This window comes from Fibrobacter sp. UWS1, from assembly GCF_002300445.1.
Lineage (GTDB): Bacteria > Fibrobacterota > Fibrobacteria > Fibrobacterales > Fibrobacteraceae > Hallerella > Hallerella intestinalis.
Genome location: NZ_NSGW01000001.1, coordinates 1,194,452 through 1,207,494, shown reverse-complemented (window position 1 = coordinate 1,207,494; position 13,043 = coordinate 1,194,452). Strand labels below are relative to the sequence as shown.

The following is a 13,043-nucleotide window of genomic DNA, read 5'->3' as shown; positions in this document are numbered from 1 at the left end:
CAGGTTCCTTCCTCCCGAACGAAGGTGCCGTGCTGATTAGTTTGTCTGACAAGGTGAACCTCTCCGAACAGGCAATCGAAATCGGCAAGGAATTCCAGAAACTCGGCTTCAAGATTTACGCCACCGAAGGAACCGCCAAGTTCTACGAGAAGGCCGGCGTGAAGTGCGAAGTGGTGAACAAGATTGCCGAAGGCCGCCTCAACGTTTTGGACATCATCTTGAATAAGCAGGTGAACCTTATCGTCAACACGCCGTGGGCAAAGCGCGACGCCATCAAGGACGACAAATGCCAAGGGCGAGTGAAGCAGGATTGCTTGCAAGCCTATTTCCGAACCCAGCATTTGGGAGCCGAAGGATCCAAAGTGCCATCCGCAAGGCCGCCATCAAAAGTGTGCAAGGTGAGTGTCGCACAAAAATGCTTGCATTTTTGTATGACCGAACCGAAGCCACGGACGCGAAGCGTCAACTACAAGGTTCCCTACATCACGACCCTCGCCGGTGCCTACAACACTGTCAAGGGAATCGCCGCCGCAAGGAACGGACATGGTGCTGTGAAGAGCCTCCAGGAATACCATGCGACCATTGAAGAGATTTAACAGGAAGTCTCTGCAGGTATGGCTTGCAAGGCGAATGGCGTGTCAGAGAGTTCTCTGGCATGGCTGAGCCGGAGCCGCTGACGCCGTAGGCATCAATATCACGCGACGATTGAAAAGGTGTAAGCGCTGAAGGTCCCTGAGCCGTTTGTCGAACTAGCCGAACCGCTTTACCAAGGTCATTTTTAGAGGTGGTTTGGCTTTTACATTTAGCGAAATGAACAAATTCTATTTCCAAAATTCTTGACATTTTTTGGGATTTTTCTATTTTGCGAAGCACAATTTTCACTGCGTATAATAGTTCAGCGTGAAATCCACCGGGTTTTGCGCTTTATTTTTTGCGAAGCCCACAACAAAGAGGTCCACTATGGATTTTTATATGAAGCTTCCGCGCAGAAAACGCGAATTCACTTTATTTTTATTCGTGCTTTCTTTGATTTCCATGAATATCATTGCGCCGCTTATCACCTGTTTTGAAATGGGATTTTCGCTGAACAGCTGGGCGCATGTTTTCCCGATTATGCCGATTCTTTGGCCGTGCGTCATCGCGACGGTTCTTGTCACATATAAACCTGCCGCATTTTTGACGTCGAAACTCACGCAAGAGGGCGACAGCTTTCACGCTGTGGTTACGCTCAACATCATGTGCACGGTTTTCTTGATGTCCATCATTTTGACGGTTGTCGGTTCCTGGGTGGGCGCACAGCAAATTTCGATGGATCCCATTTCTCGATTTTTTTACAAGTGGCCGCGCAATTTTGCGATTTCCTTGGCCGTAGAAATTTTTATTGCGCAGCCGATTGCGCGCCAAGTGATGTTTATGTTGCATAAGCATCTGGATGCGAGAAAAGCACTTTCGGCTTCAGCCGCTTGATTTACTTGAGTTTATTGCCCAGTAAATCAAAACGCATGCCATTCTTTTCGGCTATCACAGAATGGCCGTCAAAGCGGATTTTTTCTTTGTATTCCAAAACGCTTTTTTGCGAAATAATGCGATAACCAATTGACGCGCTTTCTTGTGTGATATTCGCTTTCAATTCTGGTAGCGCAAGTACATAATTTGCAAGTACGGCGGAATCGCCTTCGAGTGTCAAACCGGAAAGAATGATCTTCTTGTTCGTTCCCACTTCTGCGTTTTCAAACTTGGCCGTAAGGGATCCCTTCAGAGTCACATTGTCGTCTTTACAAATCCCTTCTATGTTGGGCTCGCCAGAAATTACCGCATCGTCTGTGCCATCGTACTTCTTGTCTGCTGCGGTAAGGCCTGTTACGTTCAAAGTTATGGGCTTAATTGGAATATCAAGCGTATCGCTGACAAATGCATAGCCATTCTGGTTCAGCGCATAGACCTCGGAAAAATCAACTACCATCTTGTCTCCGATTTCTACCACGTTGAAAATTCCATCGTAGTTCCGTTCATCCAATCCTTCCGGCATCAGCGCCATGCCGACGCCTAAAACCTTGCCCGTGCAATATTCCTTTGCATACCAAACAGGCTTCACTCCCTTGACGACCGTTAAGTTGGCTTTCAAGAACGGCGTTGTTTCTCCTTCGGCAATCCCCCATGTTTTTTCAAAGTCAAAACCGACAAAAAAATCCTTCGCTTTCATGCCGCCATTATAATTATAGTCAAAGCATTTGACCGATGCGCTGTTTGTATCAATGAATCCAAGATTTGAACCTATCACCTTGTTTCCTTCGCAGTCAGCGTAGGATATTCCGTACGAATTTTCGACAGAACCCGTGGCTTCGTTTACGCCGACAACGGTACCCACATTATATTTGTATTTGTATGTACCTTGCAGCGTGCCTTCGTTGATAGCATAACTCGTTTTAACGGTTCCTTGGTTTTTGCCGATGATGCCGCCGATGTTATAATTTTCGCCGATTTTACCCACAAAGTAGCAGTTCTCGATTGTCCCGCCAAACACTCCGGCAATGCCGCCAATGTAGGATTCTTCGGGTTTGTAACCCATATACAGGACTTTGCCAGTAACATAAACGTTTCGGATGATTCCCGAATCGCCTTGTCCGACAACGGCTCCCGTATAATAACCACCATTGACAAAAATGTCTTCAAGACCGAGGCTATCGACCAGCCCATTCATGTCCCGCCCAAACAGGCCTTCAAAATTGTCGTTGAAAAGTTCCAAGTTCTTTATTTTGTGCCCCGCACCGTGGAATTCGCCCGAAAAATCGTTAATAGGTGCAAAACCATGCCATTCGTCATCACTTTCGGGTGCGACGATGTCGGCTGTCAAACGGTATTTTGCATCCAATGCACAACCCTCGACTCCCACCTTGGTTAAATCTTCAAAGGATTTTACTTCGTATTCGCTCGCCTCATTCAACACGAGGTCACAGGCTGCATGTACTGCAAAAGGCAACACTAACAGTAACGGAAATAAATTTTTCATCGTCATTCTCCATATAAAATTTGCTTCCAAATGTAATTATTTTGCAAAAGTCGTCGGTGCTTGTGGTACGATGCGGCGTACAAATCGCACAAAACCGCAGTCAGCTTACGCCTAGAATACTGTGATCTCGCTGCTTTATAAAATGATGCAGTGCGCCTCGGTTAAATTTTAGGGGATTATATACAAAATTCCACCCGATTGGCTCGTAATCGATTTCTCCAAAGCTTTCAAAGTCCAGCGGAGTGAGCAGAAGAAATATTTGCTTTTGTTCTTACTGCGAAAAAGGATGCTTCGTTGCACTCGCAATGACGGGAAAAGATCCATTTCCAAGCGTGTGCATTGTCATTGCGAGGAGCAAAGCCCTATGAGTCTTGGGAACTTGTTCCCTTAGACGAATTGTCCCTTGCAGGGATACTTCAACTATGGAATCGGAGATTCCAAGTTTCAGGGATGCGCAGCCCCATCATAAATTGTAATTCGCTTCGTCTATGCGCTTTGGAATGTTCCCAAAGCCCATTTTGGCATCGTGCCATTCACCGTCCCGGGCAAAAAACGGGTTGCGGCATCGTGCCGAATGCCAACCAGTGAAAAAAGCAAGCGATATAATGCCAACGGTCCGTCCGAGAACCTCCTTTCGACATCTTCTGCAAGGAAAAATCATTCCTTTTTGAAAGCGACCGTCATTGCGAGCGTTAGCGCGGCAATCTTTTACGGAACAAGTCTCCAAGGCTCATGAGGCTTTGCACAATTCGTCTAAAGGAGCAAAGCTCCTAAGACTCATGAGGCGAGCATTTCACAATCTGCGAGAAGAAATTCACCGTGCGTCTCACTTTGAAAAAAATTTTAAGTGAGAGTATTTGGTGGAAGATTGTATATGATTTTCAAATTTTACTGTACATTTAAGCACTGAAAAGAGATGTTTTGCTATATTTGCAGCAATGTCCGCGGATTCGATAAAACATTCCTTGTGGGGCGATAAGTGGAGAGCCGCTGTAGAGCAGTCTTTTCCGGTGTATTCGCGTTCTCAGGCTCGCGCTGCCGATATTAAAATTTCGGGCAGAACTGTTGAAGCGCGTATTGTCGATGGCTCGTGGAGTACGCAAAAAACGGTTCTTCTTCTTTCCCGCTTTTCGGAAGAGGAAGAATCGGCGTTGATGGATTCCTTCAAAAAAAATCCCCAGTTGGCAGAAGCGCTTGCGCATCATCTGGAACCGAAAGAAGCTTTGGAACTCGCCGAAGGCTCGGGAATAAAGCTTTTTCCCGAACGCGGGGTGAAGTTCTCGGTAAAATGCAGCTGTGGAATGCGGGGAATGTGCCATCACGCTTACGCAGCGATTTACGGGGTAGGGAAAAAAGTGGACCGCGATCCGTTTATCCTTTTTAAAATTCGAGGGATGAATGTGGGAATGCTGGCGGAGCAGTGTACGCAGGCTTCTTGGGAAGAAGATCTGCCTGTTTTGGAAGGCGCAGACTCGCTTCCGCTTTTTGCCGGTAAATTTACGCTGGTTCCAAAGGCGGGAGCAGAAGAAATTTCCGAAGTCCCGGAATACGAATCGGCGGATATTGTGGATGTTCGGAAAGCGGTTGTGCATCTGGTTTCGCCGAATGCTGTTTTCCATGCCGATTTTGTGGACGCTTACAGGGAATGCCTTTTGGAAATGTTCGCCAAAAATTTTGAACGCTATCCCGAGAAGTCGGTGGATTTGGCTGTTCCGGGAATTGTCCGTTATCGGGGCGGTTCTTGCTGGATGTTTGGGAATGTTCCGTTGGAATGGGCATTGGATGCCGTTTCGGTGGAAGGTTCTGTGGGGATGGAAAAAGCGGATGTTTCTTTTCGGCTTTTGGATTATGCCCGAAGAACAGCTTTGGAAATTCTGCATCGGGGCACCGTTTTTCCGAAGCCTTTTGCTATCGATAAAAAGGATGCTCAATTTTTTTGGCAGCCGATGGATTTTATTCCCGAAGTTCACGGGGCGATAGAACGTTTGCAGGCTTGGCTTCCGGCAAAATTTGTACGGAGCGATATGGAACCGCCTCATTTGATGACGCAGAATGCGGCAGAGATGCTTGTGCTGGCGATACTGAATACGTATCTTCGTGTGGGTTCGGAAAAAATTTTCCGGGATGAACGTTTGTACGCTTTTTTTGGCGATGTGACTTTGGCGTATTCCGGGAAAAACGATGGAATAGAAGAATTTGAAAAATGGCTTTCGGGTTATAATTTGCCGTATGCGCCGTATTTGCCGGTGATAAATGGGGTGGATGCCGGGTTTGGAAAAGTGGATGTGGATTTGGATTTTTTGGACAAATCGACCGGAGAAATCAATTCCTATTCCAAATTGTGGATTCGCGATTTTCCTAGCGAAAAACGGGCCAGGATTTTGCGTTCTTTGCAGCCGTTGCAGAATTTTCTTCCGGGCTACGACGATTACGTTTCGGCAAAGGCGATGGACAATATCCATTTGTCCGGTGAAAACCTGATTCGCTTTTTGAACGAGTCCGTTCCGCTTTTCCGCGCTTTGGATCTCGAAATGGATTTGCCAAAAGGAATTGAACGTGTTGTCCGAGGAGTTCCGCATCCGCAAATCGTGCGCTCCGACGAAAAGAAACAGGCGGGATTTTGCCGACTAGAAAATCTGTTGCAGATGAACTGGTCTTTGGAAATTGCCGGCAAATGGATGGACGGGAAAAAATTTTTGGAACTTTATGCGGAATCCAAGGATTTGCTGTATTACGAAGGCCAGTATTTTTATGTGCTTCCGGAAGATGTGAAAACGATAAAGGAAGGACTTCGCGACCGATTTAAAATTCCGGCGATCAAGGTTTTGCAGATTGCGCTTGCGGGTGAATTTGAAGGGTTTTCGGTAGATATTGCCCCTGAAGCGTTGGAAGAAATCCACAAGTTGAAGTCGGAAAACGAATCGGACATTCCTGTCCCGCCGCAAATTCGGGCATCGCTTCGCCCTTACCAGAAACGCGGATTTGCTTGGATGCTTGGCAATTCCAAACTCGGATTTGGGAGCATCATCGCCGACGATATGGGACTCGGAAAAACGTTGCAGGTGATTACGCTTTTGCAGCAGATGAAAAATGACGGCGCATTGGAAAACGAGAAGGCCATCGTCATCGTTCCTACCGGACTTTTGCAAAACTGGAAAAAGGAACTTTCCAAATTTGCTCCAGAGTTGAATGTTCGGATTTATCACGGTTCCCATCGTCAGTTGGAGATGACGGATCAAGACGTTCTTGTGACGACTTATGGCGTTCTCCGATCGGACAAGGATAAATTGACAGAAATGCGCTGGCAGGTCGCCGTGATTGACGAAGCGCAGAACATCAAGAATGCGGGGACTTCGCAGAGCAGGGTGGTGCGCTCTGTTTCGGCAAAGATTAAAATTGCGATGAGTGGCACGCCGGTGGAAAATCGCCTGTTGGAATTCTGGAGCATCATGGACTTTTGCAATCGCGGATTTTTGGGAAGCGCAAAATCCTTTCATGAAGAATTTGAATTTCCCATTCAGGGTCGCGGAAATAAACATCGGGCGGAGCTTTTCAAAAAAATTTCAGCACCGTTTTTGCTTCGCCGCCTGAAAACAGACAAGTCCATTATCGCCGACCTTCCCGAAAAATTGGAGCAGAACGATTGGGCGACGCTTTCGCCGGAACAGGAATCGCTATACAGAAAAACATTCGACAGCTGCATGGCGAAGCTGGCGGATTTTAATGTGGAAAATGCCGAGGAAAAATTTGAACGCAGTGCCGCCGTGCTTCGGCTGATCGTCGCTCTGAAACAAATCTGCAATCACCCGGTGCAATATTTAAAAGAAGGAAAACCGGATCCTGCGCTTTCGGGAAAGATGCAACTCTTTTTGGATATTGTCGGGGGAATTCTGGAGACGGACGAAAAGGTACTCGTCTTCACGCAGTTTACGGAAATGGGCGAAATTCTACAGGAAGTCCTCAAAAAGGAACTGAAAGCGGAATCTCTTTTCTATCACGGCGGATTGTCGGTTTCTGCGCGGGAACAGATCATTTCTGAATTTGAAACCTCTCCGGAAAAAAGAATTTTGATTCTTTCTTTGAAAGCGGGCGGAACGGGATTGAATTTGACGGTCGCATCTCAAGTGATTCACTACGATTTGTGGTGGAATCCGGCTGTAGAAGCGCAGGCGACGGATCGCGCGTATCGCATTGGCCAAAATCGTCGCGTGGTCGTGCACCGCTTGATTACGAAGGACACGTTTGAAGAAAAAATCAACGATATGCTCGAAAGCAAAAAGAAAATTTCCGAGATGACGGTGGCTTCGGGCGAAAACTGGATTACGAAACTCTCTGATGATGAACTTCGTCAGGTCTTCACTCTGGGAAAAAATTGATTTCTCTGAAAGCCCGCAAAATGGCGGCGGGATTCTTTTCTGAATACGGAATGGTAACGGACATCTCGGAGAAATTTTTTAAATTGCGGAAAAATTAACTGAGGATGTTCCATGATGGCGATGGTCGTTTTTATTCTTTATTTGCTGCTGATGCTCGGCGTGGGATTTTATTTTTCGAAAAAAGCGAATAGCTTGAATTCCTACTATCTCGGTAACCGGAACATGAACAAGTGGGTCGTGGCGATGTCGGCGCAGGCATCCGATATGAGCGGCTGGCTTTTGATGGGGCTTCCCGGAGCCATTTACCTTTCGGGGCTTTCGGAGGCGTGGATTGGCGTGGGGCTCGCCATCGGTACTTACATCAACTGGAAAATTGTCGGTCGTCGGCTGCGCAAGTACACCTATTTTTGCAACGATTCAATAACCTTGCCCGATTTTTTTGCCAATCGCTTCCGCGATAAGCGGGGAATTATCCGCGTAATTTCGGCTCTGTTTATTCTGGCATTTTTCCTGTTTTATACGACTTCCGGATTTGTCAGCTGCGGAAAATTGTTTTCCACGATTTTCGGTTGGGAATATACGACCGCTTTGCTCGTCGGCGTTGTCGTCGTGGTTTCTTATACCTTCTTGGGTGGTTTTTTGGCGGTCAGCTGGACGGATTTTGTGCAGGGCATTTTAATGCTCATTGCCGTGCTGATGATTCCCGTCACGATTTGTACGTTAAATGACGGCTTTGCTCCGACCATCGATGCGATGAACAAGGTGAATCCCTATCTGATGAATATCTTTACGAATGCTTCGACCGGGAAAGCGATTACGGTGATTTCGCTCCTCTCTTCGCTCGCCTGGGGACTCGGCTATTTTGGAATGCCGCATATTTTAGTGCGCTTTATGTCGATTAAAAATCCTGACGAGATTACGCATTCTCGCCGCATTGCCATGACTTGGGTGATTTTATCGCTCGGCGCATCCATTTTGATTGCGGTTTTTGGACGCTATTATCTGATGCAGCATAACATCGCGCTGGATGACCCCGAAAAAGTCTTTATGGTCTTGGCGACGAATCTTTTCCCGACGGTGATTGCGGCTGTCATTATGGCGGCGGTACTGGCAGCGATTATGAGTACGGCGGATTCGCAGCTTCTCGTTTCGGCTTCGGCATTTAGCAATGACCTTTATAAACGCCTGATTCATAAAAGAGCGTCGAATAAGGAATTGATGCTTGTGAGCCGAGCCATTGTGCTTGTGATTGCGCTTGTTGCTGGATTTTTGGCTTATCAAGGACGACCGAACGGTTCTCACGGCTTTTTGGACGTGGTGATGAGTCTGGTGAGTTTTGCCTGGGCCGGATTCGGTTCCACGTTCGGACCGGTTGTTTTGCTCGCCCTTTTTTGGAAACGGACGAATTTGCCCGGCGCGATTTGCGGAATGCTTTCGGGTGGAATCCTCGCCTTTGTCTGGAAATTTTACCTTTCGGGATTTGCGGATTCCTATGCGATATTCGGTCTATACGAACTGGTCCCTGGTTTCGTCGTCAGCTTTGTGACGATTGTCGTCGTGAGTCTTTGCACTCGGAAACCCTCGGACGAAATTGTCAAAGAATTTGAACAGGTCGATTCCAGCCGCTTGAGCGATTTGATCCATTGATGTTTTGAAATCGTGTGTTTTGGGGAAGCTTCGGAAAATCGGAAATGGGAAGCTTCCTATAAAAAATCACAGGTCGTAAACATGGAGGGGAAAATTACCGGGCGAGCCCTGCCTTTGGCAGGTCGGCGACTTCCGGGCTACAGCTTCGCAAGGCTCAAAGGATCGCCTTGCTTTTGCACATCTGTCGGTAGCCTTTGATCGGTGCTGCGCTCTGGCCTTGGAACAATTCTATCCGAGTGCCACGTCCAGCGCAAGCATCAGGCTGAATCCCAATGCAAAAAAGAGCGTTCCCAAATCGGAATGTTCACCCGCTGCCGAACTGGGAACCAGTTCTTCAACAACGACATAAATCATGGCGCCCGCGGCAAAGCTCAAGAGATAAGGCATCGCCGGGGAAATGGAGGATGCCAAAAGCAGCATGGCGACTCCGGCGATGGGTTCCACGATTCCCGACAGCATTCCATATACAAACGCTTTTGAAGATTTGAATCCCGCGGTTTTCAAAGGCATGGAAACGATGAGCCCCTCGGGAATGTTTTGAATGGCGATGCCGATGGATAGAATCCATGCGCCTTGTGCCGCACCGAGCGCCATTCCTTCGGGGATGTTGTGCAGTGTGACGGCGAGGACAAGCATGGTGGAACGTTGCAAATGGGAATGAAAACCTTCGGGTTTATTGGCGAATTGATGCAAGTGCGGAATGACATGGTCGAGGAGCAGCAAAAAGAGAATGCCCGCCCAAAAGCCGACGACTGCGGGAACGAAGGAGAACTTTTGCAGATGCGCCGAATTTTCAATGGCGGGAATCAGCAGGCTCCAGATGGATGCCGCAATCATCACGCCGCCGGCAAAGCCTGTCAGCATCCGTTCGGCGGAACGGTTGAGCTTTTCTTTTAAAAAGAAAACCAAAAAGGCTCCGAGAGTTGTGCCTAAAAAAGGAATGAGCAGGGCGAGAAAAATCGATGTCATATTTAACCCGGGTAAAAGGATGCGGAAACGTTATGCTCCGAGCAAAAGAAAGATGCCAAATAGAAAAATGCACAGTCCGCCGATAAGAGCGATGCACGAATGGATGGAAACTGCATAGCGTTCCAGTTGCTTTGTTCGCTGGATTCCTTTGTCGATTCCTCGCCGTGTAGCGATAGCAAGGAACCCGAATGCGGTATTGGTGATAGCCATGCCAAGACAAATGCCGAAGGCTCCCAGCAAGGCAAGGCCGGGAAGGTCGTTGAGCAGGCAGAAAAAGACGATCAGGGCGACCGCAGGGCAGGGGACGATTCCGGTTATCAGCGCAAGCCAAAGCAGCTCTTTCCAACTGGCGTGCATATTCGCCGGTGCGTTCTTGCGACCGTGAATCCACTCTCGAACGGCGATGAAAATCAAAAGGATTCCGGTGAAAGCGATAAGGATGTAGCTGGCCTTTTCGATGTTGATTCGGCTGGCGTCAAAAATAGGGAACAGCGCGGTTTTAGCAATGCCGTAGAGAATGAACAGAAGAATAACCGCTGAAAGGGTATGAATCGTGGTGATGGCGGTTCCAAGCCCGATGCCTTGCGCCACATTCCCTCGCCTTGCCAAAAAATAACTGACGACAATCGTTTTTCCGTGGCCGGGCCCTATCGCATGAATGAAGCCGTAAGCAAAGCAGATGAGCAGAAAGAGGAAGACGCTTCCCGAATGTCCCGCTTTCAATTTGCGGATTTGGCCGGAGATATTTTCTCGAAGGCTTTTTTGCCATTCCGTCAATTGCTGCAACATTTTATCGGATCCGAAAAAAATCTGGCGTTTGGATGTTTTCACCGTTGCCGTGTCCGCATCGGAGGCGATCTCTTGTGTAGGTTCTGCCTTTTTAAATTCAAATTTTTTGACGCTGGCGTCGGCGAAGGAAAAAGAAATTCCACCGCAAAGACAAAGGAACAGAATGGACAAAATTTTAATTTGTTTTTTTATAGCGAACATAAACCCCTTTGACTTGTCGAGAAAAATTTTTGAATTGGGTTAAACCGTCCAGAGCGTCCACAAAATATTCGACATCCATTTCTTTGGGCGATTGGACTGTACTTTTTTCCATATCGATCGTGATGGAAATATAATTCGACGGATCATTGACAACCAGTACCAGCATCGTGTAATCGTTGGAAATTCCCGGAATGTGGAAAGCATTTAAAAATTCAAGAACGAGTTTGCCTTCTGCGGAAATGGATGCTTTCAGGTTTTGAATTTCTTTGGGATTGTAAAATTGATTGCCGTCGCCTAAGTAATTGAATCGGCTGAATGCTTGGTATGGCTTGATGTTTTTTTCTTCCAAAAAGTCCAGTTCGTTTTTTTCAAAATGACCGTTTTGATTTTTATCCGCGGAAGCAATCATCGCTTGGCTGTAGATGAGGTCAAATTCCCAACGATTTTGTACGCCGACAAATTCATCGGTGTTAAAAATCAGACTGGCTTGGGCGTCAACGAAAATATGCGGGTGCGCATGGAGGGCGATAGCGGCGGTGAGAATAAAGGATATCAAACGTGCCATTGCCTGTAATATAAATTATTTCGGCGTTAGGACTGGGAAAATGGACGGCGATTTCGAGAGGCATTTCTTGTATTTGGGCGGACGAATGGAATGCAAAAAAGCCGCCTTGCGGCGGCTTTTTGAAATTTTGCGAGAAAATTATTTTTTGGGTTCGATGACTTCAAGTCCGCCCATATAAGGCCGCAGAACTTTTGGAATGAGCAAAGAACCATCTTTTTGTTGATAATTGTCGCAAATGCCAACCATAACGCGGGGTGTCGCCAGTCCGGAACCGTTCAGGGTGTGGACAAAAACATTCTTGCCGTCGATCTTGGTTTTAATCCCTGCGCGGCGCGCCTGGAAATCTTCAAAGTTGCTGCAAGAGCTGACTTCCAACCATTTCTGCTCTACGGGCGCATAGACTTCGAGGTCGTAACACTTGGCGGCGCCAAAGCCCAAATCCCCCTTGCAAAGGCAAAGGCGATGATACGGAAGTTCAAGTTTTTCGAGCAGGGATTCTCCAAAGCGGGTCAGTTCTTCGTGCATCTCGTAACTGTTGTCCGGGCGAGAGAAATACACCATTTCCACTTTGTTGAATTGGTGCAGCCGCAAAAGGCCTCGGGTATCTTTGCCGTAGGAGCCGGCTTCACGGCGGAAACAGGCGGAATAAGCGCAAATGCGTTTGGGAAGCTGGTCTGCGGGAATGACTTCGTTCGAATACAGATTCGTCAGCGGAACTTCGGCGGTGGGAATCAGGAACAGATCATCGTCCTTGTCGCAGCGATACATGTCTTCTTCAAATTTGGGAAGCTGTCCAGTGCCGCGCATCGTATTGCGGGATACCAGATAGGGCGGCGTAAACTCTTCAAAGCCGTTCGCCATGTGTTCATCGAGGAACCATTGGATCAGGGCGCGTTCCAGGCGGGAGCCGAGTCCGCGGTAAACAGGGAAGCCGTTGCCGGAAATTTTGGCGCCGCGTTCAAAATCAAAAATGCCCAGGCGTTCGCCGAGGGTTTTGTGATCGACGGCTTGAAAATCCCGATTCTTGGCGTAGAAATCAAAGGGAATCGGCCCGTCTTTTTCGACCACGTTGTCGCTAGAGTCTTTGCCTTCCGGAGCTTGGGGGGCGATGTTCGGAACGTGCATCAGCATTTCTGTCTGCTTGTAATCCAGTTCCTTGAGCTTTTTATCGAGACCGTCAATTTTGTCGCCGAGATCCCGCATGGCTTTTACCGCTTCGTCGGCATTTTCGCCTTTCTTTTTCAGTTCGCCAATCCGCTTGGATTCCGCATTGCGCTCGCTTTTCAGTTTTTCCACTTCAGTAAGAAGCGGGCGGCGTTCCGTATCTACCGCAAGAACGTCTTTCAAACTGACTGTCGTGTACTTTTTCTCGGTTTCTGCAATGTAGTAGTCCGGATTTTCACGGATTTTGCGAATGTCAAGCATGATGTGCCTCGTTGAAATAATACGCGACAAATATAGGAAAAAAAGTGGGAAAATTTTCGTG

Annotated in this window: 9 protein-coding genes; 4 read left to right on the top strand and 5 right to left on the bottom strand. The window is 47.6% G+C overall.

Annotated features, from left to right (window positions below; translation table 11 throughout):
• Positions 1 to 29 precede the first annotated feature (29 nt).
• Entirely contained in the window at positions 30 to 596 is a 567-nt protein-coding gene (locus tag BGX14_RS16010) for a hypothetical protein (RefSeq protein WP_233126412.1), read from the top strand.
• A 364-nt stretch (positions 597 to 960) separates the two neighbouring features.
• Positions 961 to 1,467 carry a hypothetical protein gene (locus tag BGX14_RS04945; protein ID WP_095879247.1) on the top strand — a complete coding sequence of 169 codons (507 nt, stop codon included), beginning with the start codon at positions 961 to 963 and terminating at the stop codon, positions 1,465 to 1,467.
• A gap of 1 nt (position 1,468) precedes the next feature.
• On the opposite strand, the gene BGX14_RS04940 is transcribed toward BGX14_RS04945, so the two are convergent.
• On the bottom strand, positions 1,469 to 3,010 hold the full coding sequence (locus tag BGX14_RS04940; RefSeq protein ID WP_095879246.1) for a YDG domain-containing protein: 1,542 nt from the start codon (positions 3,008 to 3,010) through the stop codon (positions 1,469 to 1,471).
• 938 nt (positions 3,011 to 3,948) lie between these two features.
• Here BGX14_RS04940 and BGX14_RS04930 point away from each other — a divergent pair.
• Both BGX14_RS04930 and putP read left to right on the top strand, forming a co-directional pair.
• Positions 3,949 to 7,386 carry an SNF2-related protein gene (locus BGX14_RS04930; RefSeq protein ID WP_095879244.1) on the top strand — a complete coding sequence of 1,146 codons (3,438 nt, stop codon included), beginning with the start codon at positions 3,949 to 3,951 and terminating at the stop codon, positions 7,384 to 7,386.
• Between the two features lie 114 nt (positions 7,387 to 7,500).
• A complete protein-coding gene (gene putP / locus BGX14_RS04925) occupies positions 7,501 to 9,033 on the top strand; it encodes a sodium/proline symporter PutP (protein WP_095879779.1) in 1,533 nt (510 codons plus the stop codon).
• Between the two features lie 228 nt (positions 9,034 to 9,261).
• Here the strand turns inward: putP and BGX14_RS04920 are convergent, their stop codons facing one another.
• The 4 genes from BGX14_RS04920 to serS form a co-directional block, all read right to left on the bottom strand.
• On the bottom strand, positions 9,262 to 10,002 hold the full coding sequence (locus tag BGX14_RS04920; protein ID WP_095879243.1) for a ZIP family metal transporter: 741 nt from the start codon (positions 10,000 to 10,002) through the stop codon (positions 9,262 to 9,264).
• Between the two features lie 30 nt (positions 10,003 to 10,032).
• Positions 10,033 to 10,992 carry a nickel/cobalt transporter gene (locus tag BGX14_RS04915; RefSeq protein WP_095879242.1) on the bottom strand — a complete coding sequence of 320 codons (960 nt, stop codon included), beginning with the start codon at positions 10,990 to 10,992 and terminating at the stop codon, positions 10,033 to 10,035.
• A complete protein-coding gene (locus tag BGX14_RS04910; protein WP_095879241.1) occupies positions 10,967 to 11,557 on the bottom strand; it encodes a DUF1007 family protein in 591 nt (196 codons plus the stop codon). The genes BGX14_RS04915 and BGX14_RS04910 overlap by 26 nt, the downstream gene beginning before the upstream one ends.
• Positions 11,558 to 11,695: 138 nt before the next feature.
• Positions 11,696 to 12,982: a serine--tRNA ligase gene (gene serS, locus BGX14_RS04905; protein WP_073303268.1), complete on the bottom strand. Its 1,287-nt coding sequence runs from the start codon at positions 12,980 to 12,982 to the stop codon at positions 11,696 to 11,698.
• Positions 12,983 to 13,043: the final 61 nt, after the last annotated feature.